The sequence below is a fragment of the Ignavibacteriota bacterium genome (assembly GCA_016218045.1).
Classification (GTDB): Bacteria; Bacteroidota; Ignavibacteria; order SZUA-365; family SZUA-365; genus JACRFB01.
The window spans coordinates 1-26,816 of the sequence record JACRFB010000014.1; the positions used below are offsets into that span (position 1 = coordinate 1).

General features: G+C 60.2%; 13 protein-coding genes. 5 read left to right on the plus strand and 8 right to left on the minus strand.

Features of this window, described 5'->3' with window-relative positions:
• Together HY962_04810 and HY962_04815 are read right to left on the minus strand one after the other, a co-directional pair.
• Positions 1 to 2,549 (minus strand): hypothetical protein (locus tag HY962_04810; protein ID MBI5646233.1); only part of this gene is annotated, 2,549 nt, incomplete at its 3' end.
• A 14-nt stretch (positions 2,550 to 2,563) separates the two neighbouring features.
• Complete coding sequence (locus tag HY962_04815) at positions 2,564 to 4,828, minus strand: T9SS type A sorting domain-containing protein (GenBank protein MBI5646234.1); 2,265 nt, start codon at positions 4,826 to 4,828, stop codon at positions 2,564 to 2,566.
• A 470-nt stretch (positions 4,829 to 5,298) separates the two neighbouring features.
• Here HY962_04815 and HY962_04820 point away from each other — a divergent pair, with 470 nt between their 5' ends.
• The gene (locus HY962_04820) at positions 5,299 to 7,113 is read left to right on the plus strand and encodes a DUF4153 domain-containing protein (GenBank protein MBI5646235.1); all 1,815 of its coding nucleotides are present in this window, start codon (positions 5,299 to 5,301) and stop codon (positions 7,111 to 7,113) included.
• Positions 7,114 to 7,261: 148 nt separating this feature from the next.
• Positions 7,262 to 10,552, plus strand: coding sequence for a SpoIIE family protein phosphatase (locus HY962_04825; protein ID MBI5646236.1), 3,291 nt, complete (start codon positions 7,262 to 7,264; stop codon positions 10,550 to 10,552).
• A gap of 98 nt (positions 10,553 to 10,650) precedes the next feature.
• Here HY962_04825 and HY962_04830 read toward each other — a convergent pair whose 3' ends face one another.
• Positions 10,651 to 15,996 (minus strand): AAA family ATPase, encoded by a 5,346-nt coding sequence (locus HY962_04830; protein ID MBI5646237.1) that lies wholly within the window; start codon positions 15,994 to 15,996, stop codon positions 10,651 to 10,653.
• A 213-nt stretch (positions 15,997 to 16,209) separates the two neighbouring features.
• On the opposite strand from HY962_04830, the gene HY962_04835 reads away from it, so the two are divergent.
• Complete coding sequence (locus tag HY962_04835; protein ID MBI5646238.1) at positions 16,210 to 17,199, plus strand: hypothetical protein; 990 nt, start codon at positions 16,210 to 16,212, stop codon at positions 17,197 to 17,199.
• Here HY962_04835 and HY962_04840 read toward each other — a convergent pair.
• Genes HY962_04840 through HY962_04850 form a run of 3 tightly spaced genes read right to left on the minus strand, consistent with a single transcriptional unit; the run spans position 17,181 to position 22,198 of the window.
• Positions 17,181 to 17,903 (minus strand): hypothetical protein, encoded by a 723-nt coding sequence (locus HY962_04840; protein ID MBI5646239.1) that lies wholly within the window; start codon positions 17,901 to 17,903, stop codon positions 17,181 to 17,183. The genes HY962_04835 and HY962_04840 overlap by 19 nt on opposite strands.
• Before the next feature lies 1 nt (position 17,904).
• A complete protein-coding gene (locus tag HY962_04845; protein ID MBI5646240.1) occupies positions 17,905 to 20,145 on the minus strand; it encodes an NAD(P)-binding protein in 2,241 nt (746 codons plus the stop codon).
• On the minus strand, positions 20,045 to 22,198 hold the full coding sequence (locus HY962_04850) for an NAD(P)-binding protein (protein MBI5646241.1): 2,154 nt from the start codon (positions 22,196 to 22,198) through the stop codon (positions 20,045 to 20,047). Before HY962_04850 ends, HY962_04845 begins: the two co-directional genes overlap by 101 nt.
• Before the next feature lie 565 nt (positions 22,199 to 22,763).
• Here HY962_04850 and HY962_04855 point away from each other — a divergent pair.
• Both HY962_04855 and HY962_04860 read left to right on the plus strand, forming a co-directional pair.
• Entirely contained in the window at positions 22,764 to 23,126 is a 363-nt protein-coding gene (locus tag HY962_04855; protein MBI5646242.1) for a hypothetical protein, read from the plus strand.
• A complete protein-coding gene (locus HY962_04860) occupies positions 23,123 to 23,623 on the plus strand; it encodes a hypothetical protein (GenBank protein ID MBI5646243.1) in 501 nt (166 codons plus the stop codon). Before HY962_04855 ends, HY962_04860 begins: the two co-directional genes overlap by 4 nt.
• A 299-nt stretch (positions 23,624 to 23,922) precedes the next feature.
• On the opposite strand, the gene HY962_04865 is transcribed toward HY962_04860, so the two are convergent.
• Entirely contained in the window at positions 23,923 to 24,477 is a 555-nt protein-coding gene (locus tag HY962_04865) for a T9SS type A sorting domain-containing protein (GenBank protein MBI5646244.1), read from the minus strand.
• Positions 24,474 to 26,774, minus strand: coding sequence for a hypothetical protein (locus HY962_04870; GenBank protein MBI5646245.1), 2,301 nt, complete (start codon positions 26,772 to 26,774; stop codon positions 24,474 to 24,476). The genes HY962_04865 and HY962_04870 overlap by 4 nt, the downstream gene beginning before the upstream one ends.
• Positions 26,775 to 26,816: the final 42 nt, after the last annotated feature.

A 26,816-nucleotide genomic window follows, 5' to 3' on the forward strand; every position in this document is an offset into this window, starting at 1 on the left:
AGGGCGTCGTGGATGCGCAGCGTTGCCGTTGATTGTACGGGAAGTGCGAAGGTGATATCCGTGTATGACGTGAAGGGCTGGGGACTGTTCCCGGCGATGACGGGATGTGTCGGTCTGCTGGTGCTTATCGGCTGATCGACATCGACGACGTCATTGGTTGTAAAGGACCACGTGTCGGAGTACGCACTGTAGGCGCCGTACGACCATGTGAAACGCACCCTCCAGTAATATTTTGTGTTCTTCTCCAGTTCAATAATCTTTTCTGCAACTGATCCATACTTATAGGTGGACCGATGTGTCTTCCGACGAGTGAGAGCCGAATCTGTGAAGATCTCCAGAAATGACCAGGGCTGCCAGGTAAGAGGCGTCTGCCATTGGAACCAGAGGGCGTAGGCGCCGGTGGTGGCTCCGTTGGGCGGGTCGGTGAGTATGGGCCGGCCTGAATATGGCGCCGTGATGAAGGACCATATCGGTGACCAGGACCCCGACCCGGTGGAATTGTTTGCGCGCACACGCCAGTATATTGTTTTGTTGAGGGGTAATTGATCCAGAATAGTGGACGCTTTGGTGAGCGAATCGAATCGCGTGACATTGGATTGTAGGCGCGGCTCTTCGGACATTTCGATGCCATACGTTTCCGCATCAATCACTGGTTGCCACGACAGGCGCAGCGAGGCGAAGAGGGAATCCGCGCCGTCGGGCGGGAAGACCAGCTCGGGGCGAGCGGGCAGACCGCGTTTTGTTTCGAAGGACCAGGTGTCTGAAAACCGGCCGGCAGCGCCGTACGACCACAGACAGCGGGCTTTCCAGTAGTACCGGGCGTAGGGCAGCACACCTCTGACATACGCGGAATCGGTGGAGGGTCCCGATGTGGTCACCTTCAAAACATCCAAGCTGAACGTCGAGTCCTTTGAGACCAACACTTCAACTGCCGTACGCCATGCGCGCGGTGCGGTCCACTTCATTACAACCCCGCTCCCCAATACTGTGTCACCACGCGCCGGTGACGCCAATATCGGAGCGCCTGAATACGATGCTGTGGCAAAGCGCCGGATCGTTGACCACTGCCCCACTGTATCCACATTCCCGGCTCGCACACGCCAGTAGTACGTTCGTGAAGCCACGTCGGGATGAAACGCAAAATGTGTCAGCGAGCAGGTGTCCGATTCGGCAACCCGTATCTGCATCAGAGGGTCTTCCGCCACTTGGATTGTATAGCTTTCGGCATCACTCGCGGGCTCCCATGTGAGCACGATGTCGGCAGTGAGTGAATCTGCTCCATCGGGAGGGAAGAGTGGCACGGGTGCCGGCGGCGTGAGCCGTCTTGTCGTGAAGCTCCAGATCAGTGACCAAGGCCCGTCACCACCGTACCCGAGCCCTCGCACTCTCCACCAGTACCGTGTGCGGTTCTGCAGTGTGTATCCCACAAGCCGTGTGTCTGATAAAATTGTATCCAGAACAACGGATGATGTAAATGTGGAGTCGGTGGAAACCTGGATCTGATGGCTGGCGGCGTTCGGCACTCGTGTCCATTCGAGCGAAGTGGGTACATGCAGTCGCATCGCCCCGTTCAGTGGGTACAAAAGCTCTGCCGGCCAGGTCACAAAATTCCAGACGGAATACACGCTTTTAAATGCACCCTGCCTTGCTGTTCCAAGGTACACGCACCCGGTATCGTCGATGATTATGGAGCTGATTCTGGATGCGGGGTTGAATATTTTCAGCGGGTGCCAGGATAGGCCCGTATTTGCGGAATGATACAATCCACCATCGCTACCAAAATATGTGTTCCCGTGCGAATCGACTGCAAGAGAAGCGGTAGATCCCGGGAAACCCTTGTATACATATGTCCAAGACTGACCATCCAGTGACCGAAGAAATCCTGGCGGATATTCTCTTGTGGCCAGTAATACACCATCCGGCGACGATATGATGTGACCAAACCCCTCACTGTCCGTACCTGACAGCATCGATGACCAGGTCGCGCCCTCGTCGGTGGAACGGAAGATGCCTCTGGACGCCCCACAATACAGCTCGCCGGACCCTGCGCGTGTTGTGAAAGATCTCGAGTGCTGTGGAATCACACCGGAATACAACCGCCAGGTGCGCGCAGTATCGATCGATGTGAGGACAGTCGTGCCGCTCCCCACCACAATAGTGCCGGAGGGGAGAACCGTCAACGCGGTGATATCGTCTGGCATCACAGGTGTTGTATCCTTGCGCCATGATGCGCCCATGTCGGAGGATAGTAACAGACCGGCGAAGCGAGTGCCGGCTAAAAGGAGCCCGGACGGATGCCGCACAATGCTGCGCACCTCCACGGTGACGCCAAGTCCGTCGGAGACTCTTGTCCACGTGCCGCCGAGATTCGTTGTCCTTTGCAGGCCTTGATCCCAGCACGCCGCGACGATGATCCCACGCTCGACCATGAGTCCTAAGACGTTGCCGATCGGGCCACCGAGTGATTCCCACTCATTGATCGTTTGCCCGGTGGCCGTGTTGCATAGACAGAGCACCGAAATGAATAGGATTCCGAGAGATCGTGTCATGATGCCGCCTCGTGCTAATGTGCTGCAATAATCGTACGTGTCACAGTTCCACCACCCGCCTCCAGACGGATCACGTACACTCCTGCCGGCAGTCCCTGCGCGTCGAAGCGCGCCTGATGCGTGCCCGCCTCGCGCACGCCGTCGACAAGTGTGGTGACGAGACGGCCGAGGGCGTCGTGGATGGTGAGTGTGACGCGCGTGCTGCGATCGATGGTGAAGGGTATGATTGTTCTGAAGGAAAACGGATTCGGGGCGTTGGGTCCGAGAGTCGCGTCGGCAGGCGTGCTTCGCGGTGCATCGATTGCGCTCACAATACCCGTGATGAAGCTGCGGATCTCCGACCTATCGCTCACGCCCGTCGGATTCTCGCAGATGACCCTCCAGAAATATTTCTTCTGTGGTAGGAGTTTCCCGACGTAGAGTGAATCCGACGTTGTCGAGGCGAAGAAACTTGAATGAAAGGTGTTGCTCGTAGAAACTTGCACCCTATAGAGGGTCGCGTCGTCTGCATGTTTCCACGAGAGAAAAGCGCTGTTGTACGGAAGTTGCGCATCGTGGGCTGGAGCTACGAGTACGGGGCTGTTCGGCTTTGTGGCGTGTTCAAATCGCCAGGTTTCTGACCAGGGCCCTATTTCCGCGCCCCGTGCAGCCCGCACACGCCAGTAATATTTGGTATGAAGTTCCAATGTGTCGATGGCTATCTGTGGAATCGGGACGTCTGTCCTTTCATACACAAGCGTGCGGAAATACGGCTCCGTCGAGATTTGTATAGTGTACGATTCCGCGTGTGTCACTTCATGCCACTGGAAGATGCAGCCCTGCACTACCCATCGATATTCGTGTTCCGGACGTAACAATCGTACTGCGGGGAGAGGTATGAAACTGCGCGCGTTGCACTTCCAGATTGCCGACCAGATGCCCGTTTCGTTTCCCACCATTCCGGCGACGCGCCAGTAAATAATAGTGTCAGCCGGGAGTCTGGCGTTGACAACCGAAAGATCGGTGATGCCGCTGCTGTCGAAAACAACGGCAGTGAACAATGAGTCAACGGCGCATTGAAGGTGGTATCCCGACCGTTGATTGCATGGCTTCCATTGAAATGAAAACGGAATTTCGACAGTACTTCCGTTTTCGGGTAGGTACAGTATCGGTTTTTCCGGTCCTGTGTAGAAATAACAACCGTCGACAATCGGTCCAGACCAAATGTCGTTTTTTGCTGTCACGGTCCAACCATACTTCTGCCCCCGTTCGAGCTCCGCGGTTACGAAAAAGGTATCCTTGACGATACGAGAAATCCTCAGGGAGCCTGCCACCGCTTTAACGGACACCAGGTATTCCGTGGCACCAGATACAGCGCGCCAGACCAATGTGTCGATGGACGCGTTGTCCATCGCATCCGGGATTGGTCGCAGCAACGTAGGCCGTGTGAGTTGCAGTCGATTCAACGACATGCTGCTTACGAACACCCCGCCATCCCTGTCTTCTTCCTCCAAAACCGGTGTCCGCGAGCTGCACCCGGCAAATACATTCCCCTCGTCGTCGATATCGAGCGCGTCAATTGAGCGTCCGACGAATACAGATCCTATCGTTGACCACTGACTGCCTTGATTTGTGGAGAGGTCGAGTCCATCCCGATGACCTATTGCGACGTAGCCGCGGGATACGGTGATGGCGCGCATACCCTGTGAGATTGCGTTCGTATAGAGCAGAGACCATGTCTGTCCGCTCTCGATACGGTATAACCTGGTTTTACCTTGTATATCGATTTGCACGATGTACAGCATCGATGCATAATCACCGGCGATGAATGTGACATTTAAGGGCACGGGACCTTGGTAGATACTTCGCCATGTCAGCCCGGCATCTTCGGTGACGAGCAGTCCGGGCAACAAAGCACAAGTGACGGTGCTCCCATGCGCAGGATATGCGAACGCATTGACCTGCGCGTTGCCCGGAAGGGGCGAGCGCGTCCATGTGGCACCGACGTCACTCGAGCGGTAGATCACCCCTGTTCCACCTACGAGAATTGTACCATCGGCCAGAATTGACAGGGCGCGACATTCGCCGATATCCGCTGGTGAGGCGGCCAGACGTTCGAACGAGAGGCCTGTGTCGTGTGATACATATACTCCATGAGCCCGTGTCGCCGCGAAGATGAGTCCGGATGGGTGCACCCCGACCGCTGTGCATCGCACATCGCCGCCGAGTAACGCGGGTACCTGGTGTACATCTCCGCTTCCAAGATCGATGCGCGCTATATCACCGCGTTCACTTGCCACATGCAGATATCCGCGTGCATCTCTGGCTATGTCAGACACTGTCGCAGCGTGACCGGTTGAATCGGGGGGCCCGCCTAATTGCCTCCACGTTATCTGTCCCTGCACGTCGGTCAAAACACCGAAACTCAACACACACCAGACAACAGCGTGGAGGAGTAATCTCGTCCCCCGCACAGAGTCGATCGATTTCATCGGTATCTCCACATTTTGGGATTCGTGCCACACGCATGTGATCAGCACCCACACGGGAAAATTACATCCACCACAGGTGATGAACAAGACAATTCGAGGTATGCTACAATAACATGAAGCACCAGCGGTGAAGCGTTCCACAATCGAAAACGGTTGCAGGCCACGGCGGGATGGTTCACACTATATACTCGATTCTGCACTACATTGTCCCGTGTGAAAGTGTAATATTGCGTAATCAATCGGCAGGATATTTCTCACCAGCACAGCGCACACGAACCATGAAACTCCCATCTCTTCAGCAGATCCTTGCCGATGCCCGGCACAGTGCCGCGCGCTTCCCGATGGTTCTGTTCACCGCCGCGCTCGGCACCTTCGCGGCCGTGGCGCTTATCGAGGCCGAGGATATACGCGCGGTTGCGTGGCTCATCAACGTGTTATACGCGGCGCTGCTCGGTGCGCCGCTGTTCACGGCGGTGGCGCTCACCGCGGAGAAGGAGCTGTGGAGCCGCATGCGCAGTCTGATCACACACGGTGCTGTCGCGGTGCTGCTCGCAGCATATGGCTGGTCGCTCCCCGGCGACCTCAGCGCCGGTCCCGGCGTTCACGGCGCGCGCCTCGCGCTGCTGGCCGTGGCGGCGCATCTGCTGGTTGCAGTCGGACCCTACCTGCGCGGCGGAGAGCAGAACGGCTTCTGGCAGTACAACCGCGTGATGTTCCTGCGCATTCTTACAGCGGGGGTGTTTACGGGTGTGCTCTATGCCGGACTCGCCATCGCCCTTGCAGCGCTCGAGAACCTCTTCGGCATGCAGATCCGAGCCGAGCGCTACGCACAGCTCGGCGTGCTGCTGCTGGGCCTGTTCAACACATGGTACTTCCTGGCCGGACTCCCGCGCGACCTCGCGGCTCTCGAAACCGACACGACGTATCCCGCCGTGCTCAAAGTGTTCGCGCAGTACATCGTGTTTCCGCTTGCGCTCATCTACCTCGTGATCCTCTACGCCTATGTGGGCAAACTGCTCGTGGAATGGGAATGGCCGCGCGGCTGGGTGAGCAAACTCATCCTCGGCTTTGCGGGCACGGGCACCTTCACCATGCTGCTCCTGCATCCGATACGCGACAGCATCGGCAACGCGTGGATGCGATCGGCCGCGCGATGGTTCCACATCCTTCTCGCGCCGCTTGTTGTGCTGCTCTTCTTCGCGCTGGCGCGGCGCAGCGGCGAGTACGGCCTCACCGAAGGCCGCTACCTGGCCTACGCGCTGGGTGTATGGTGCGCCGCCATGATCGTCTACTTCCTCTCCGGCCGCGCCCGCAGTCTAAAGGCCATCCCGCTCTCGTTGTGTATCCTGGCCGTTGTGGTGAGTTACGGACCGTGGAGCGCCTTCTCGGTGTCGGAACGCGACCAGGTCGCGCGGCTTGAACAGATTCTGCAACGCAACGGCATTCTGAAGGACGGCGTCGTGCACAAGGCCGCCTCCACGGTGTCCTTCACCGATGCGCGCGAGATCAGCGCGCTGCTCTCGTATCTGCGCGACATGTACGGGTACGAGGGGATACGGCAGTGGTTCGCCGAAGACCTCCGCGACACCTCGCCCGGGCGCGGCAGTTCGTTCAAGGATCCGAAATACGTGGCAGGACTGCTCGGCGTGGAGTATGTCCATGGCTGGGCGCGGGCGGATGACGAGAACATCTCGTACGAAACCGGTGAACAACCACTCACGATCACGGGCTACGACCGCCTGCTCGTGCAGCAGTACCTGTCGCGGGAGATGCGTTCGAAGACGTTCGACGAGGCGGGTCTGCAGCTCAATACGAGCGAGGATCTGTCGCTGCTCGATGTCGTCCGTCTCGAAGGCGACCGGCGCATCGATTCGGTGCGTTTCGACATGCGCGCGCTCGCACAGCGCGTCCACGCCACGTTTGAACACCGCGATGTCGAGAGTATTCCCTGCGACAGCATGACTCTCACCGCGCGGAGCGCGGGGATGGACGTGAAGCTTATCACACGCGGGATGGTGTTGCAGAAAAAGGATGGCGTGCTCGTCCCCCTGCAGTATCGCGTGCAGGTGATGTACCGGCAGATGATGCAGTAGCCGCCGGATTCGGCACGGGAGGAGGTGCCCCGCATCACCGTCGGTGAACGGCATACGCCGGACGGCGTGTCCCGGCGCCCGCTCATGACAGACACGAAACACTCTTCTGTTTCATGCGTATACGGGTGGCTTTTCACAAGGGCACACCATGAGCACCTCCACAGCAGCATCCGCACCTGACACGGCCGCACTTCCTTGCGCGAGCGCGCGGATACGTGTGGTGCGCCGTGCGGGTCGGGCGATGCTGTTCGCCGTTGTGCTGCCGGTGTTGCTGTACGCGCAGGACGGCCGGCTCTACTTCGAACGGCTCTCGGTGGAACAGGGACTCTCGCAGAGCATCGTACTCGGTGTGCTGCAGGACAGCCGCGGGCTGCTCTGGCTTTCGACGGAAGACGGCTTGAATCTGTACAACGGCTACGGATTCTCGGTCATGCGCAGCGAAGCGCGCGACGGGAAAAGTCTCAGCTACAACCACACGACGGCGCTGCTCGAGGACGCCTCGCGGGCGATCTGGATCGGCACCTTCAACGGGGGATTAAACCGGTACAGCATCGGGAAAAACGCCTTCGAGCGGTTTCGCCACGATCCGTCCGACAACAGGAGCATCGGCAGTGATATTGTCCATGCGCTTGTGCAGGACCGCGATGGCGCGATGTGGATCGGCACGCAGAACGGGCTCGACGTTTTGCCGCGTGGTGCGCGGCGGCATTTCCGCCACGTGTTCCCCACCGTGCGCGCGGACGATAGGGCGGTGCGCGCACTCTGTCTTGACAGTGCCGGCTCCTTATGGTTCGGGGGCGATGAGGGTCTGTACCGCCTCACAGTTCCGCGAGACGGGGAAGCACCGGTCGACATCCGGCCTTTCCCCCTCGAGCCAGCGCGAGACTCGCGCGTTTCCCCCGCTGTACGCGCGTTGCACGTCGACAAGGCGGGTGTGCTGTGGATCGGCACCGACGACGGCTTGTTCATGCTCAGGCGCGGCGGCGCCGCGGTTCCGCGTCGGGTGACGGCGGGCGGCCTCGACGGACACGAGCAGGTATATGCGCTGCTCGAGGACGTCCGCGGCACATTATGGATCGGAACTAACGGCGGCGGTCTGCTCGCGCTCGACACAGAGAGACGGGCGGCGCTTCGATACCGCAATGATCCGTTGGACCGCAACAGTCTGAGTTACGATCAGATCCGCTCCCTGTATCAGGACCGCGCGGGCATCCTCTGGGTTGGAACCTACGGCGGCGGAGTGAACAAGGTGGATGTGCGCCGCAAGGCCTTCAGGCATTACCGGCGCGAACTCGGCAATCCGAATTCCCTCAACGAGAACATCGTCTGGTCGCTGTACGAATCGCGCGACAGTGTGTTGTGGATCGGCACGCACGGGGGCGGGCTCAACCGCTACGACCGCGCGGAGGGCCGCTGGACACAGTATCGCGCGCGCCAGGGTGATCCGGCCTCGATCAGCCACGATGTGGTGCGACTCGTGATCGGCGATCCGTCGGGCGACCTCTGGCTCGGCACCAACGGCGGCGGCCTCTGCCGCTTCAATCCGCGAACGGGGCGGAGCATCAGGTATGTGCACGATCCCGCCGATCCGTTAAGCATCGCGAGCAACGAGATCCGCGCGCTGTATCTCGATCCGCGGGGTGTGTTGTGGGTGGGCACACACGGTGCGGGCATCTGCCGCCTCGACACCAGGGCGCCGGGTCCGCCGCGTTTCACCTGCTACGCCGCCGATCCGGGAGATTCGGCTGCACTGAGCAGCGACTTCATCCGTTTCTTTCACGAGGACAGCAACGGGGCTCTGTGGATAGGCACACAGGGAGGCGGACTCACACGCCTCGACCGTCGCAGCGGCCGTTTCCGCACCTGGCGGGCCGACCCTGAACGTCCCGGCGCATTGAACAACGACTACGTGTTCTGTATGCATGAGGAAGGCAACGGCATTTTCTGGCTCGGCACCTGGGGCGGCGGACTGCAGCGCTTCGACAGCCGGCGCGGCGTGTTCACGGCATTCACGCGGCGCGACGGTCTGCCGAGCGACGCCGTGTACGGCATACTCCCCGACGAGCGCGGCAATCTGTGGATGAGCACCAACAACGGGCTGTCGCGTTTCGATCCGCGGACGCGCACGTTTAAGAACTACACGGTGCGCGACGGCCTGCAGAGCAATGAATTCAACGGCGGATCGTTTTTCCGCTCGCCGTCGGGCGAGCTGTACTTCGGCGGCATCAACGGCTTCAATGTGTTCCGTCCCGCCGACATCATCGACAATCCGCACGTGCCGCCCGTGCTGCTAACGGCCTTCAGGAAGTTGAACAAAGACGTACAGTTTCAGAGTCCTCTATCCGAAATTACGGAGATCACGCTCTCGCACGAGGATTACGTGTTCTCGTTCGAGTTTGCCGCGCTCGACTTCACGGCGCCCGAAAAAAATCTGTACGCCTACAAGATGGAGGGCCTCGACAAGGACTGGATCGCCGTGAGCGCCGCGCAACGATACGCGCAGTACACGACGCTGAGTCCGGGCACCTACACCTTCCGCGTCAAGGGTTCGAACAACGACGGCGTGTGGAACGAGCGCGGCGTGTCGGTGCGTATCGTGATACTTCCGCCGTTCTGGCAGACGTGGGTGTTCCGGCTGCTTGTGCTGGGGCTTGCGGGCCTGCTTGTGTTGGTCATGTACCGCAGTCATCTGCGGCGCGTGCGACTCAGCGCCGAGCTGCGCGTGGCCCACGACACGCAGATGGCCGTCATGCCGCAGGAGGATCCTGTGCTGCCGGGCTTCGACATTACGGGCGTGTGCAGACCCGCGAACGAAGTCGGAGGCGACTTCTTCGATTATTTCCGGCTCGGCGACGGCAATCGTTTCGGCATCGCCGTCGGCGACGTATCGGGCAAGGCCATGCGCGCGGCCATGACCGCGGTGCTCGCCAACGGCATCTTGAGCGCCGAGGCGCGCGCCGCGAGTTCGCCCGCGCAGGCGCTGGAAAAGGCCAACCGCATTCTCAACGAAAAATCGCAGCGCGGCATGTTCACGGCCATGTGCCTCGTGGCGCTCGATCCCGCGGGTCCGGCCATGACCTTCTCGAACGCAGGCCTGGTGCGGCCGCTGCTCCGCCGCGGCGCGTCCCTCGCCTGGCTCGAGAGCGAGGGTGGCACGCTGGCGCTCGGGCTGCGCGAAGAGCACAACTATACCGAGCGCACACTGGCGCTGGAGAGCGGCGATGTGGTGATCGTGGTGACCGACGGCATCACCGAGGCCCAGAACGCGTCGCGTGATTTCTTCGGCGACGAACGACTCCACGCCCTCGCCGCCCGTCTCGATTGCGCCACGCTCTCCGCCCGCGCCATACGCGATGCTATCATCGAGGGTGTCATGTCCTTCACTTCCGGCGCCGCGCAGTACGACGACATGACCGTGGTGGTGGTGAAGGTATCGTAGCCGCGTATTCCGCGTGCGTCGGCCTCAAGAAGATCCGCATCGCTTCAAGACCGCCGCATCCGATTCCGGAACATTCGGAAAACAACAGTCCGATGCCCCTACACCGGCAGACCGATCGTGAACACGGTGCCGTGGCCGGGTGTGCTCTCGAAAGTCATACGTCCGCCGTGGCCGTGCACCACGGTCTCATAACTGAGCGAGAGTCCGAGACCGGTTCCTTCGCCGGTGGGTTTGGTGGTGAAGAAGGGTTCAAAAACCTTGGCCTGTATTTCACGGGGGATGCCCGGACCGTTGTCGGCAATGTTGATGATGACGTTGCCGTCCACGAGCGCGGTCGAGCAGTTCAGCGTGGGGATGTAGTCGTGGCCGCCTTCGTGCCCGCCTTTGTGGTGCATGGCGTAGAAGGCGTTGTTCATGAGGTTGATGAAGGCGCGCGTGAGATCCTGCGGAATACCCTGTACCCGCGGCAGTCCCTCCGCGAAGCGGCGTGTGACGAGGGGATCGAAGTCCGGATACTGCGAGCGCACGTTGTGATGCACCACTTTCAGCGAGTCGTCGAGCAGCGCGTTGATGTCGAGGGGCAGCAGCGTGCTGCCGCCGCTGCGCGAGTGCAGCAGCATGTTCTGCACGATTCGATCCGCGCGCTGTCCGTGTTCGTGAATTCGCACGGCGTTTTCGGAGAGACTTGCAAACATCTCGCCGAACACCTCCGATACGTCCCGCAGACGCTGCTCGCCGTGTTTCTCGAAGTTCGACACGATGTCGTCGACCAACTCGAGCGAGAGCATGGAGAAGTTGTTGACAAAATTGAGCGGATTCCTTAGTTCGTGCGCGATGCCCGCTGTGAGCTGTCCGAGCGAGGCCATCTTCTCGGTCTGAATTAGGTGCCCCTGCGTCTTGCGCAGATGATCGAGGGCCACGGCGAGTTCCTCGTTCTTCTCGCGCAGCTCGGCCGTCCTTTCCTCCACCTTGCGTTCGAGGTTCTCGTAGAACATCGCGTTCTCGAGCGAGATCGCGATCTGTCCGGAGAGCAGCGCAAGCAGCACGGCGCGCTGCGCGCCGAAGGCGCCGGTGGCAAGCGCATTCTCGATGTAGAGCATGCCGCACAGCGTCCCCTTCTGCATGATGGGCAGGCACAGGATGGATTTTGATTTGTGCGTTCGCACGAAGGGATCGGCCGCAAAGCGTCGATCGGCCGCCGCATCGTCCACGATAAACGCATCACGTTTGTGTGCCGCGAGTTGTACGACACTCTCTGCCACAAAGCCCGCGGGTTCCGGCGGATCCTCGAGCAACAGTGTCGTCTCGCCGCCGAGCCGCGCCTCGGCCACAACGCGCAACTGGCCGTCGCGCGCGAGCATAAACACGCCGCGCTGCGCGCCGCCCGCCTCGATGGCAATATCCATGAGCTGTCGCAACAGGTCGCCGAGCACGATGGCCCCGCTGATGGCCTGTGTCGCCTTGAGCACGGAGGCAAGATCCAGCGTGCCGATCGCGGTGTTTGTGGTTTCGGTTTCCGTGCCGCTTGCCGCGAGCACGTCGATGACGCCGTGCGCGCCCTGCGCCGAGGGGAATTCACGCGCGAGTTGTGTGGCCCTGTGCGTCGCGCCCCAGCGGCCGTAGTGATAGATCGCATCGCGAATAAATACTTCCGCCACTCTCGGCCGTCCGCGCCGGAGATAGAGCCGCGCGACACGCTCGCAGGCCAGGGCTTCCACATGTATCGCGCCGCAGGCATGCGCCAGGTCGATCGCTGTGTGATAGACATCCTCCGCCTCGAGCACCCTGTCCTGAACGAGGAGACGTTCGGCGTCGATCAGCGCGCGTACGTGTGCGACATTGCCCTCGGCGAAACGGCCGAGCGCCTCGATGCAGGCATCGATCTGTTGTGTCGCGTCGGCGCGCTGCTCGTCCGACATGTTCTCCCAGTCGAGGAGCAGGGCGAGTGGCAGATACAGGTGATTCGCCAGGGCGTGTGTGAAGGTGCTCGACAGGGCGACGAGCGACATCGCGCGACGGCCGGCCGCGGCCGCGTCGGTGTACGCGCCCTGGAAGGTGCAGGCGAAGAGGCGGCACACGAGGTGCCAGTGCAGCGGCAGCAGGCCGTCGTTGTTCTCGAGGCGCGCCATCGTCGCCGCCTCATCGTATTCCGCGTCGCTGAAATCCGCCGCGCCGCGCGTCCGGCCCTGCAGGCAGCGTATCGCCTGGCGGTAGCTGGTGGCCATGTCGATGCCGTCCTGATAGTGCGCGGCATCCGCGTATCCCCGCGTGTGTTCAACATCGGCCGCTATCTCGGGAAGCGGCGCGCCGATCAGGAACATACCCATGGGGAAGTGCGCGACCGCGTAAATGACGGGATGAAAATCGCCGGAGTCCAACCCCGCCTGCTCGGCGGTTCGCAGGAAACGCAGGCTCTCGGCGAGCGGCATGGTCAGGTGGCTCAGCATCATGCCGAACACCAGATGCGTGCGGCTGATGCTCGAGAGATCGTTGTAGCGCTGGCTGAGCGCGTTGCCCATGAGCCCGAATTCCACCGCGGTGGCGCTGTCGCCCATCACGGCGAGCAGACTGCCGAACAGGTTGTACCCGTGGGCCGAGTAAATTGTGTTGCCATGATCGAGCGACCGCTCGACCATCTGCAGCACCACAAGCGCGAAGAGGTTGATGTTGCCCTGGTAGGTGGGACCGATCAGATCGCTGAGAAGGCGCATGATGGGCAGTGTGGTCGGATCCGAAGCCAGCGGGAGTTCGAGCAGCTCCATGGCTTTGCGTCCTCCGATTTTCCCCATCACACGGCCGAAGGCGGCGCCGATGTCCTCCACGGTCGCATGTTCCGGAAGGTCGATGTCCATCAACCGCAGCGCTTCGATGCCGATGGCATTGGCCTCGTCGTAATTGCCCGCTGCCATGCGCACGACAAGTTTGATATCATACAAAGGAAGCTTCTCGACGGGTGTGCGCGCGCGCTCGAGGATGTAGGTAAAAAGCCGCTCCATCTGCTCGAAGCGCAGCAGCATGTACTCACACTCGAACTTTTCGACGTGCAGCGGATAGGCGAGTTCGTAACAGCGCTCCCATGCCGCCTCGGGCAGCAGACCGATGCCCGTGTCGAAATACCGCAGTGCCGGTTCATAGGCGCTGGCAAGTTTGGCCTTGCCGCCCGCCTCAAAGTTCAAGCGCGCCAGCTCGAGGCGGTCGGTTTCGCCGGTCAGCAGTTCGGCTCCGAGATTCATCTGCATCACGATGTCGAAAATGCGCTCGGCCTGTTCCTCGGTCGGGAGGTTTTTATGGAGCAGGCGCCCGATACGCAGGTGTGTCTCCGCGCGCTCGGCTTCGGGAATGAGCGAGTATGCCGCCTGCTGGACGCGGTCGTGCAGGAAGCGGTATTCGAGCGGCGCCCCGTCGCCGACATCGCCGATATAGGCAAGCTGTTCGCGTACGGCCGGATCGAGCTGCAGCGTGGCGCCGACGGGCAGAATCAATCCCGCCTGCAGCGGATCCCACAGTATGCCGGCCAGCGTGATGGCGGACTCGGGCCGCACAAGCGCCACTGTGCGAAGGTCGAAGGTGGAGCCGAGACACGCGGCGATGCGAAGCAGTTCCTGCGCGGCGCCGCCGAGCGAGGTGATGCGGTCCGCCATGAGCGCGACGACGTTTTCCGTGATCGCCTCGTCCTCGATGCGCGCGGTGTCCCAGTCCCATCCGCCGCATGTCGAGGAGAAGTGCACCAGCCCGCGCGTGTACAGCGTCTTTAAAAATTCGTTGATAAAAAACGGATTGCCCGCAGTCTTGCGCATGACAAGCTCGGCAAGTGTGGCGCAATCGGCGGTCGGCCGCCGCAGCGCATCGGCAAGCAGCGCGGCGACATGCGCCGGTTCGAGTTCCTCGAGGGTGACGGTGTTGATCCGGGCCTGCTGCTGTTCGAGGCGCGCAAGGACGGCGGACAGGGGATGCCCCGCCGACACCTCGTTGCTGCGATACGCGCCAAGCAGAAACAGGTAGCCGGTCTTCGGATCGGTGAGCAGCAGATGCAGCAGATTCAGCGAGGCGGTGTCGGCCCACTGTAGATCGTCGAGGAATATCACGAGCGGATGATCGGCACGCATGAACACATGCACGAATTTCAGGAACACCGCGTTGAAGCGGTTCTGCGATTCGTACGGCGGCAGCTCGCGCGCGGGCGGCTGCGGACCGATGATGTCGGCGACCTCGGGAATGACGTCCACCACCACCTGTCCCAACGGATGCAGTGCGTGATGGAGCTGCTCGCGCCACGCGGCGATGGTGTCGGGCTCTTCGGTGAGGATCTGCCGCACGAGTTCCTGGAAACACTGGATGATGGCGCTGTATGGCTGCGAGCGTCCGAGCTGGTTGTATTTTCCTGCCACAAAATATCCGCGGCGTTCGAGTATCGGTTTGTGGATTTCCTGCACGAGCGCGCTTTTGCCGATGCCCGAAAATCCGGAGACAAGCATAAGCTCGGTGGTGCCGGTGGCGACGCGGTCGAAGGCCTCGAGCAGTTGCCCGATCTCGTGTTCGCGGCCGTAGAGCCGCTGCGGGATATGGAAGCGCTCGGACACGTCGTGCGCCCCCAGCGCGAACGGCGCGATCGCGCCCTCTCGTTGCAGACGGTCGCGGCATTCGACGAGGTCGCGGTGTATGCCCAGCGCGCTCTGATAGCGCGCCTCCGGCGTCTTCTCCAACAGGCGCATGACAAGCTGAGAAAGCACGACCGGCACGGTGTCGTCGACGGTATGCGGTTCGGCGGGCGTGCGCGCGATGTGGCTGTGCACGAGTTCCAGCGGATCCACGGCGTCGAAAGGACGGCGGCCCGTGAAGAGCACGTAGAGCGTGACGCCGAGCGAGTAGAAGTCCGTGCGATAATCGATCGCGCGGTTCATGCGGCCGGTCTGCTCGGGCGAGATGTACGACAGTGTTCCCTCGAGCCGCCGCGGATGCAGGATCTCGGGCTGCTCGCGTGTCAGCATCGAGGCGATGTCGAAATCCGCGATGCGCAATTCGCCGGTGCCGGACGCGTAGATCACGTTGCCCGGATTGATATCCTTGTGAATGATGTGCTGATCATGAATCGCGGCAATGCCTTCCACGATGCCGATCGCGATGTCGAGGCACTCGGGAAGTTCGGGCCGGCGCGCGGCAAGCACATTTGAGAGAGACGCGCCGCCGAAGTCCTCGAGCACCAGCGCCTTCCCGTTCCCGGCCGTTTCGAGGGTGATGGTGCGCACGACACGGTCGGACGAGATGCGTCGCATGATTTCGAACTCCATGCCGCGCCGCGCCAGATCGCGCGCGCCGGGATATTCGGCGCGCAGGAATTTCAGGACGACGGGCGAGCCGTCGCTGTCGCGGCGGCCGCGGAAAACGAGAGTCCGGGAACCTTCGTAGAGACTTTCACCGAGTGTATATCCGTGTAATGTTCGCATGTGCGGACCTCGTCAGCAGAAATGGTGATGTGTTGCGTGCCGTGTGTCGGACGTCCCGCCGCCGTTTTGCGCGCACGGTTGCGCGGCATATATTCCCCGACTCACTCGATGGCACTGTGGCCGCGCGCCACGGATTTTCTGCATACTGCCGCGCACGGTCAACCCGCGGCGACGGCCTGTATGCCTTGCACCGAATTGTAACGGAGGTGATATATGTCGCAGGAAACGTATCCGCAATACATCGTTCGTGGCGGCGAACAAGTGCTCTGCCAGCCGTTCCAGGTCCTGGACGTCGATTCGCACTGCTTTGTGCTTCAGGCCGACGCCCCGGCCCTTGCCGCGATGTGCGACCGCTATCTGAACGCGCCGCTTGCGGCCATGGGTGACGGAAGGACGCGCTATCGCCCGGTCTCGTCCTTCGTCATGCTCACGTTCATGCACCTCACGCAGACACACGCACAGCGGCCTCCCGAGGCGTGGGTCGAGGAACACGAAGCGATTCTGTGGATGCTGACGATGGCGGGGAAAGAGGAACTCGGTGTGTTTGTGGCGGACCGCCTCGCCTGGTTCACGCCCTATATCTTTGTCGACAGTCCGCCGGCCATGCTCGCTGGTGAGATTATTTACGGCTTCCCCAAGGCCATCGCGGATGTGTCGCTCGCGCCGCAGCCGGGCGACCCGTTCACGGTCGACACCACGGTGGTCTCCTCGTATGGATTCAACAGCCAGGCCTCCATGCAGCGGCTGCTCACGCTGCGTCCGGTCGACGTGTCTCCGGGCGAGCATCCCGAGCTGCACACGCTGGAGGAGATGGTGCGCACCGCGCTCGCGCGCCTGCCGAAGGAACATCACCAGCTTGTGCTGCCCGATCCGCATTTTCTTGTCAGCGCCGTGACCGATCTGTTCGCGGGCCGCATGCCCATGGTCGCGCTGAAACAATTCCGCGATGTTGTGGACGGCACACGCGCGTGTTACCAGGCGGTGATTGAATTCGACATGACGCTGCAAAACCTCCGCAGCATGAGTCTCAGTTTCGATCCCTGGGAACTCGAGATCGGGCAGTTCGAGAGCCACCCGATAGTCGCGGAGTTCGGTTTTCCGGCGTCCAAGGTGCCGACGCTCGTCTCCACGCACATGCAGTACGATCTGCAGTTGGGTGCGGGACGCGTCATTGCCGAGTACGGTCAATCCGGGCAGCGGTGAGGGAGACTGAGCGTCCATGTCGTTGTAAGGTGAAAGGCGCCGAGTGGTCCGCGGTCGATGCCTTCAACCGCGTAGTCTGCACGTTCAAGATTCGGAAAAAAGTCGGCCGTCATCCGCAGCTCGCCCGATACCGGTCGCAGCCGCGCCACCGTGTCGAGTCCCCAATCCATCGTCGAACACACGTACACCAGACCCATCCAATGTGAGACGATCGGGAAGCGGAGCATCGCCGCAATGTCGCCGAAGTGCGGGTATGATGCCGGTGGCAATGGCGTGCCGGAGGGGACAAGATCCGCTTCGACAAGTGTGGCGCCTGAGCTGCGCTGCGCAGCGTAGTGCGGCGGGACCGTTTCGATGTTCGCGAAGATTTTCGGGAAGCCGTATGCCAGCCGGCCGAAAATGATGGGGAACCATCGATTGAGGAAGAGGATCGGGATGTAGGTGAGTGGTGTCGTCGAACCGGTTCGTGTGATGTACGGAACCACCACGCTGTACTCGAGGTAGTCGAGCCGGAACAGCGGCGGCCAGCTCGGACGCGTATCGAAATTGCGGGCCAGGGGAAGCAGCACAGGATGCGTCCCCGGCGCTGTTGTCGACTGCGGCGCGCGGACAAGTCCGCGCGGAAGCAGAGCATCGATGGCGGCGTCGGGCACCGCGAGCGGAATCAAGACGGCCTCGTACGAACTGATGCTGTGCAGTGCCATGTCAGTTGCTGTCCTTGCGGCCGGGATCCTCTCCGATGATCTGGACGGCACGGCCCGAGAGTGCGCGCGCCGCGCGCATGCCGCCGATAGTCGCGGCCTCCACACATCCGGCGTTGATGATGTTGCGCACCCAGTCGCCCGCGAGATACAGATTGGCAAGTCCCGATCCGCCCGCGTCCAGACGGTGCTCGCTGCTGCCCACCACCGACAGCACATACCGTTCGTTGGGATCGATGTTGGCGCGCAAGTATTGCGACAGCACGACGCCGGGTTTGAAGGCGCCCGCGGCATCGACGGCATCGGGCCACAGCGTGGCGATGTTCGACCGCAGCCATGCGGCCGACTCCCGCGAGAATCGTTCGTATTCGCGCGCGGGAAAGCCGGTGTCGGTGGAGGGCGGTATGACGGCCGCGTCATCGAACACGCCGCACAGATACGCCAGCGTGCGCGGCATCGAATCGGGAGGCCAGTTCTCGTGCGGGATGAGATGCGACATGTCGGCCCAGGTGCTCTCGGGTTCCACATATCCCGCGAGCAGCGGATCGTCCGGCCCCGTCCATCCCAACGACGCGAGATCGGGCGCGAGCCAGAGCTGTACGCCCTGCGTCTGCACACTCTGCACCTTCGAGAGCATGCTGGTCCACGCGGGCCGCGAGGTGATGGAATCCGCAAGCAACTGCGCGAGCATGGCGGGAGGTATGCCGCAGATCACGTCGTCGAAATCGACGCCGACCCGCAGCGTGTGTGTGCGTTCCGCCTCCTTCGCGCGCCAGGGCGACCACCACGATTCGAGGTTGATGTTCTCGCGCTGCAGTTCCGCGGCATCACCAGGATCGAGCTGTTCGTAGAGGGGCTCCGACGGCCAGCAGGGAAGTCCCTTCACATCGACGAGCGGATCGTACTGCTGCAGCCCCTCACGCAGGCGCACTTGTTCGAACAGGCGGATGCCCGTGACATGTGCGCCGTCGTCGGATTCGATTCCCGTCACTTGATGGAAATATGCGACACGGATGTTTTCGGGATACCGGCGGAACAACTCGTGGAACGGAGTGAAGATTGTATCGCCCATGCCCGCCTGCATCTTCCAGTAGATGGAGCCCTTGTAGGTGAGCATCATGCGCAGCGACCCGTAACAGCCGGTGCCCGCCTCGAGATTTGCACACGCGGGATCCGATGTGTTGCCGCGCTCGTAGGCGAAGACCAGATCGTAAATGCCCTGTATGGGCGCCGAGTACACGCTGTATTTCTCCGACGCGCCGTTGCGCAGCAGCCAGGCGCGGAATTCGATGTTGTTGATCGCTTCGAATCCGTGTTCGAGCACACCGTCCACAACAATGCCGCGCAGTATGGCGCGCGCCACGTCGAGCACCACGAAGAGCCGGCGTAATTCATTATGTCTGTCGAGTTCAAGCTCGATGAGTTTCCACAGCCAGTGCATGAAGCCGTCGACAAGGCCGAGTATGCCGCGATGATGCGAGGGATCGTGTGTGGTGGTATCGCTGCCGATCGACCGCGCGAGGTGGGCGGCCTCCTCGAGCAGCGCGGCGCCTGCCAATTCGGCGACGGCCACTCCGAGCCGCTCGAGGTCGCGCGCGATGTCGCCGATAATCCCGTGATGAGGTTGTTCGGTGGCGCGTTTCTGGAGATCGTCGAGAGGGACGCTCGATTGCGTCTGGCTGTGCATCCACTCGATGAGCATACACACGTAATCCCACGGCGTCAGAAAGACACCACCCGTGCCGGGTACCTCGTCGTTGGTTGGGAAGTCGACGGGCCAGAGTTTCCATTCGCCGTTGATCCGTTCGGTGAATAGGATCTGGTTCCCGGGTTTGAAGGCGTCCTGCCATGTGCGCAGCGGCGCGCCCGCCGGACGGTCGAGTTCCGCGTAGGCCCGCTTGATCATTGCGAAGGCGTTTTCGTAGAAGCCCAGCCAGATGTGCAGGCCGTGCTCCTCGATACGGTCGCCCGCGCCGAGGTTGCGTCCGCTTGCACCCTTGCCCCCGAGCCGCCATCCCTGCTGGTACACGGTGATGTCGTATTTCTCGCGCCAGTCCGGATCGTCCATGAGGGTGTACACCGCCGCCATCGATCCCACTCCGCCGCCGAGAACTGCTATACGTCGTTTCATGTCGGTTCCTCCTTCAGGACCAGATTTCTTCGCCGACGATCTTCGACGGGTAGCCGGAGATCGCGCGCGAGGCGAGCAGGCCCGACATGACCGTCGATTCCACGCAGCCCACATTGATGATGCAGTTGATCCAGTCGCCGCAGAGGATGAGGTTGTCGAAGCCGGAACCGTCGGCCGCAAGGCGGTGTGTGATGCTGCCCGCGGTGGAGAGTGTGTAACGGTGCGAGGGATCGCAGTTCGCGCGCCAGTACTGCGAGTCGAAACGCGCCTCTCCGCTCCGTTTGGCGTCGGGATCGACCAGCAGATTCCAGTCGAAGCCCGCGGGATTCACCACAGGCGCCGCTCCGGGCAGGAAGCGCGACAGCTCGGAATCGATCCATGATATCGCGACACGTTTGACACGATCGGCCTCGTGCGCGGGAAACGTGTGATCGTCGGGCGGTGGAATGACGGACGCATCCTGCATGGGCCCGCAGAAGTAGCTGATGTTTTTCGGAAGCAGAGGCGCCTTCCACGACTCGCGATCGATCAGGTGTGTCATATCGCACCATGTGTCGAGTGGTTCGGCGTATGCCGTCGTGATGGGGCTCGGAGAGTTCCAGCCCAACTCCGCGAGATCCTTCTCGATCCAGAGTTGCGCCGCCATCGTCTGCACTGTGCCCACATGTGCAAGCATGTCCTTCCAGTTATTACGGTCGCGTATCGACGGTGAAAGGATGTGCGCGAGCGACGCGGGCGGCATGCCGAGCACCACGAGGTCGAAGTCCTCACCCTTGCGCAGTTCGACGGGCTCCTCCTCTCCCTCGTCCTGCCAGGGCGTCCAAAACGACTCGAGGTCGATGTGCTGCTCCTGCAGTTTCGCGGCCTGCGCTGCGTCGAGCTGATCGTAGAGCGGCTCGCTGGGCCAGCAGGCGAGTCCGTCGATGTACACGAGCGGTTGGTATTCCGCGGCGGCGTCCTTGAGTCGCACTTGCCGCTTCAGCCGCACGGTCGTGATCGAATCGCCGCCGTTGTTCTCGATATCGGTGACCCGATGGAAGAAGCGGAAACGAACGCCGCGCTGTTGCAGGACGCCGTACAGAGGCGAGAAAATCGTGTCGCCCATGCCGGCGTTCATCTTCCAGAAGATCGAGCCCTTGTAGGTGAACAGCAGGCGTCCCATGGCGTGTACGGCCACACCCGCCGCGATGTTCGGCCGGCTGGTGTCTCCGTTCTCAAAGCCGAAATACAGGTCGTACAGCGCGCGGAGCGGAACGGACGAGAGCGTCAGGTCCGACGCGCCGTATCTGCGCAGGAAGTCGCGGTACTCGTACTGGTTGAGAACCGCGAGTCCGCGTGTGAACACTCCCTCGCCGAGCAGGCCGCGGAGATTGGCGATTCCGAGATCGACCAGTATCCACAGCCGGCGCAGCGTGTCGTTGCGCTCCACATCGCGGCCGATCGTATCCCAGAGCCAGCCGAGGAAGCGGCGGAGGAGATCGTCGAGTGTGCGGTGATGCGCGGGGTCGTGTGTGTGCGGATCCGCATCGAGCATACGCACAAAATCGAGTGCATGGCGCAGCAGGAAACCTCCGGCCGCGGCGAGTTCCTTCTCCACCGCCTCGACCGCGCCGTGAAACAGCGACGACAGCCACGACGCGGGTTTGGGCGCGGGGTCGTCGGGCACCGTGAAAAGTTCATGATGGGTGATCAGTTCCCACAGCGCGCCGAGCACCATCTCCACATAGTTCCACAGCGAGGGGAGTTCGCTGCCGTCGCCCGGCTCCGCCGAGTTTGTCGGATACTCGATCGGCCAGGTGCGCCACTGTCCCTCGATGAACTCCTGATAGGGAACAAAATTCTGCGGTGTGAATGCGTGTCGCCAGTCGCCGAAGCGGTTGCCCGGACCCTTCCACTCGCCATAGGCCTCGCGCATCACGGCAAAGGCGTTTTCGTAGAACCCCATCCACACGTGCAGTCCGTGTTCCTCGATGCGGTCCGACGCCGCCTGATTCCGTCCGCTGGCACCCTTGCCTCCGAGGCGCCAGCCAAGTTGATAGACTGTCACCTCGTATTGTGATGCGTTGGGATTGTGCGGACTCGTCAGCGCAAACGCGGTGCTCAAAGCGCCCGCGCCGCCGCCAAGCAAGGCGATACGCGTCTTTCCTTCGGGAGATGAACCGGCCATGAATCTACGCTCCTATCGAGTGAAGATAGTGGATGGGTCGGCGCTCTCACGACAGACATATGCCGGCGCGCCTCAAAAGTGCGATCGGGATTAATGAGGGAAAATATCCCCTCGATATCCTAATTGCAAGCATTTCTCCTGCGCCGGGGAATAATTCTGCGGCACAAGCGGGCGTGTTTCCCTCGTCCCACGACTATTGTTGCAGACCTGCGTGTGTGAGCGTTTCTCAAAGCGCAGTGCGCCCCACGGTAACCGGATCCTGCAGCTCGAAATCCGGCTGATTGTCACGTCGGCTGAATGAAAGTTTGGCGGGCGGCTGAATGCAGGTTCAAGACTCTGATGCACTTTAACGACGGTCGATTAGTAAATCCTGCAGCAACAAAAAACGGTAGGTCTAATAGGAATTACGCTGGCGATGTATTTGCGCAGCACGCAAGCACCATTGATGCTGCAATTCTGAAACGTCCCGGCAGGAAAAGCAATTGGCAGGTGCGTCGAGACGCAAAATGACTTAAATTCCTACACACGGTCTATGAACGTTAAGGGCGAGAACGAAATGAAACTCATGAGCGAATCAACAGGAAAGAAATCGAAGCCAAAGGTCGCTGACAAAAGCTCGGTAGCCAAAGTCATTCGTACAACGACCTCCAAGTTGGGGCCTATGATCGAAGGGAAAAGCGCTGCACAGGCTGCCGCTGCATATCTCAAGGCTTTAAATCCAAATGCGGGCGCGATCACAGTTGAGGAACTTGAAAGGGAGAACGCGCAAGGTTCTCATTGCTGGATCGTGACGCTGAGTTATCGCGAGACTGTGCCTAGTAACCACCCCGCCTCGATATTCGAGGTACAAACTCAAAAAGTTTATAAAGTTTTCCGAGTCGACGTCTATTCTGGTGAGGTGCTCTCGATGAAAATCAGAACGACATGAAACGCGTTCTCCTCCCTCGGATTCCCCAGGGAACGAAGGCAGTGATTTTCGACACCAACGTTTTTCTCGCCTATGTATTAGGCAACTCTCTCGGTACGCATCTTCAGCGCTGTCCCCAGACGAAGAATTTTGATATAACCCATGTTGCAATGCTAGCTACCATCGCCAGGGCATGTGATGGAAGGATGGCCACCACGCCTTTTATCTTGACTGAGACAAGCTACTTTCTAGAGAAGCTTGCGAAAAACTTTTCGGACGCGCTTCATCTACTCCAGGGAGTGGTTGTAGCGGCGGGGTTGGCAGAACGGTATGTTGAATCAGCAAAACTCATGGTTCGTGGTCAATACATCGAATTGGGCCTTGCAGACATGTCACTTCTGGAAGCATCGACGCAAGGCTATTATGTTGTGACTACGGATTTCCGCCTGATCGGCAAGATTGAAAAGGCAAATGGCAGTGGGCTCAACTTCACGAATTGGATGTATGATGTTTCCTGATGTTCTCAAGTAAAAAAGGTTCACACCCCGTCACGCTTTAACGGTTCAGGGATCAGACACAAAACGCCACTTCGTTGGAAGTGGCGTTTTTACTGATGTTTCGTCTGTTTTCTTGCGCGCCCTCAGGGATTCGAACCCCGAACCTTCAGATCCGTAAACGGAAAGTCCGGCTGTGCGTCCTTAATCAACCACCGGTTTTCCCGAATCGTCACATCGCGGAAATACACGCTGTGCCGCATTCGTTCGAAACATCGACCCCTTTCGGCAGGTCGACAGTTGCCAAACGAAAAAACCGGACCTTATCTCAGCACGGTTATCATGCGGCTGAGCAAGGCGCCGGGCGACTCGAGTTCGAGGATGTAATTGCCTCGTGTCAGATCTGAGACGTCAAGCGAGGCAGTATGCAGACCTCCGCTTTTGTCTCCGTTGTATACCGTGGCGACGACACGACCATACAGATCGCGCAGACGGAGCGAGATGCGAGCGGGCGACGAGAGGCTGTACTGGACAAACACGATCCCGTCTGCTCCGGCACTGGCTGGATTAGGATAGGATTGCCCGAGAAAAAACGCACTCGTCGCGGTGGTGCTTTCAACGCCCACTGGACCTGCTTTTCCGCAGAAAAGGCAGATGACGCCGGAGGAGAGATCGTAAGTAGTGCTTGTTGACGAGTTCCTCGCGGCGGATTGGGCGATAATCGAGATCATCGCGAATGATGCACTTTTCGGCGATGCATTGCCGAGACCGCCTGAATCGAACAAGTCCGCTTCGATGACGAAATTTGCGCTCGACTGCGCGTGAAGACACGACGATGCGAGGAATACCAAGGCGACGAATAGAATCGTGGATTTCATCTCGGACTCCGTTCCGGAAGCGTCTGCTTTCCTCGTTCGGTACCTGAAGATGCTGGCACTGGTCTGCGACGGGCGGGACCATCCGATGAGCCGCGCACACGTCTGTCCGGAGTTGCATCAGGCAATGTGGGAAGTGAGGAAGAATCGGTGGCTTCCGGCGCAGGAATCTGCTGTGCTTCTATCGAGGATTTTTGCTGCGACTGCATCTCTTCTCGTGTGGCAGCACGCTGATAAGACTCCATGCGGGCGTTCTCGTATCCGCGCCGTTTGACGACAATCTGCCAGTCGAACTCGATGCTCGACCTGCCGCCGCTGAGTTCGCGCACGAGAAAACGATCTGTGCCTTTGCGCGCCACATACAAGCCGCGGCAATCGCCGGACGGTGTGAGCGTGACGATCATCGGGTGCTCCTCGTCGATTGTCACGGTTTCGAGGAACATCGGATCGAGCCGCACTTCCGCTTCGCCATCGACGAGCTGTGCACTGCCATAGTCTGAATAGCGCACATCCGGCGCTTCAACCGCGTACATCTGCCTTGTGCCGTAGCTGGCCGTGGGAACGATATTGTTCTTCGTCCCGATAAAGTAGAAACTGCCCTGCGGATTCAGGTGTCCGACAAATCCTCCCGTCGGGGTTTTTATCGAGAGGCCTTCCAGTGGATCGAGGCGCATGATGTTTCCGTTTTCGAGAGGGACGGTCACGCCCCCGTAAAAGGTCTCGGGACGATAGTGGAACGAGTGGCCACGACGGTCGTGAAAGGTTGTGGCATTCCCTGCGCTGTCCCTGACAACGAGGCCGTGAAAATCTCCTGTTCCCCCTTGTGTGATGAATCCAAGCACGATCGGACTTCCCGGAGTAAAGGTTCCCATACCGGTCGGAGTAATTTGCCCGACCACTCTCCCAAGGTCATCTCTGATAAACATCCGCGATCCGATGATCTGTGAGCCATTGAGTATGGTCGTGTCGGCCTTGCCGGTTGACGGATCCGTGCGGATGTAGTATTCAGGGACACGGTGTACGGATTTGTTTTCATCAAAAGTCACTTTCAGATTACCACTCCCGTCCACTACGCCAATATTACGGCCTGTTACGGATCCTCCGTCAATCACTGTTGTATCACGTTTCCCGGTGGTGGGATTGATGTGCACGTAGGTTTCGGGCACCTCATGGTATGACTCGTTTTCCGAGAATGCCACTTTGACATTGCCTTTTGCGTCCAACACACTGAATGCCGTTGTACTCAACGCTCCGCCATGGATGAGCGTCGTATCTTTCTTTCCTGATGCAGGATCGGTGTAGATGTAGAATTCGGGGACGTTGTGAACCGATTTTTCCTGATCAAAGAGAACAGTGGTTCCCCCCCTGCCATCCCCGATGAGGATTTGCCCGCCGTGAATTTTTGATGTGTCAGACTTTCCGGTCTGCGGATCAGTATAAATGTATAATTCCGGAATGTTGTGAATGGACTGACGCTGGTCGAACGAAACTGCGACTCCGCCTTTGCCGTCACCGATCCATATCTGGCCGCCGTAAATGCGAGTCGTGTCCTTCTTCCCCGTGATTGGATCATCATAGATGTAATACTCGGGTCCGTAATGTTCTGAAATTGTCAGAACAACAAGCGAATCGGTCCTGACGATACTGACCGTGTCTTTTCCCCCGGCGCCTCCCGGCGGCCCTGCCGGTCCACGCGGACCCGCCGGACCTTGCGGACCGATGCAGTCTGCGGCGTCCCATTTTCCATCGGTATTTTTATCCTCATTTGCATCTTTCACTCCATCGCCGTCGAGGTCCCAGCAATTGATACCATCGACACCTTTGGGTCCCGCCGGTCCCGCCGGCAAAGGTTGCCTCAGAGAATCCGCATACAAGGCGTGCATCGCGATGGGAACACTGTAGATCGGGATCAGCGGTTGGAGCGTTTCGCCGTTGACGGTGAGGCGCAGCGCGACGCGGCGTTGGAAAATGGCAGGATTCAACCTGTTCCCGACCGTGTCGACGCTGCCGATGGCGTGTTCGAACAACCCCTTCTTTGTTGTGATGGACGCGGCTTCCGAGAAGACTACGGATCCCGGACTTGTTGTCTGATCGATGATTTCGAACTTCATCTGATACGTGCCGTCGGGCTGCGGTGTGCCGTCGGGTTTTGTCAGGCATCCCTGGTAATGGAATTGCCGGGCAACTGTCGGGGAGGAAAGAGAGGCCGATTCAGGAATACGCAACTCTTGTGCACGGAGAACCTGAGTCATTGCGATGACGCCAGAAAGAAGAATCAGAACGTACGATGCTTTCCACATGGTATACTCCTTTATTCACATCGCAGGATTGGCTGCGATTGC

What these genes read in the sequence shown, in the direction of transcription:
- HY962_04855 (MBI5646242.1), top strand. Translation starts at nt 22,764, where the DNA reads ATGAGCGAATCAACAGGAAAGAAATCGAAGCCAAAGGTCGCTGACAAA.
- HY962_04845 (MBI5646240.1), bottom strand. Translation starts at nt 20,145, where the DNA reads ATGTGGGCTGCGTGGAATCGACGGTCATGTCGGGCCTGCTCGCCTCGC.
- HY962_04830 (MBI5646237.1), bottom strand. Translation starts at nt 15,996, where the DNA reads ATGCGAACATTACACGGATATACACTCGGTGAAAGTCTCTACGAAGGT.
- HY962_04835 (MBI5646238.1), top strand. Translation starts at nt 16,210, where the DNA reads ATGTCGCAGGAAACGTATCCGCAATACATCGTTCGTGGCGGCGAACAA.
- HY962_04850 (MBI5646241.1), bottom strand. Translation starts at nt 22,198, where the DNA reads ATGGCCGGTTCATCTCCCGAAGGAAAGACGCGTATCGCCTTGCTTGGC.
- HY962_04870 (MBI5646245.1), bottom strand. Translation starts at nt 26,774, where the DNA reads ATGTGGAAAGCATCGTACGTTCTGATTCTTCTTTCTGGCGTCATCGCA.
- HY962_04840 (MBI5646239.1), bottom strand. Translation starts at nt 17,903, where the DNA reads ATGGCACTGCACAGCATCAGTTCGTACGAGGCCGTCTTGATTCCGCTC.
- HY962_04860 (MBI5646243.1), top strand. Translation starts at nt 23,123, where the DNA reads ATGAAACGCGTTCTCCTCCCTCGGATTCCCCAGGGAACGAAGGCAGTG.
- HY962_04820 (MBI5646235.1), top strand. Translation starts at nt 5,299, where the DNA reads ATGAAACTCCCATCTCTTCAGCAGATCCTTGCCGATGCCCGGCACAGT.
- HY962_04865 (MBI5646244.1), bottom strand. Translation starts at nt 24,477, where the DNA reads ATGAAATCCACGATTCTATTCGTCGCCTTGGTATTCCTCGCATCGTCG.
- HY962_04825 (MBI5646236.1), top strand. Translation starts at nt 7,262, where the DNA reads ATGAGCACCTCCACAGCAGCATCCGCACCTGACACGGCCGCACTTCCT.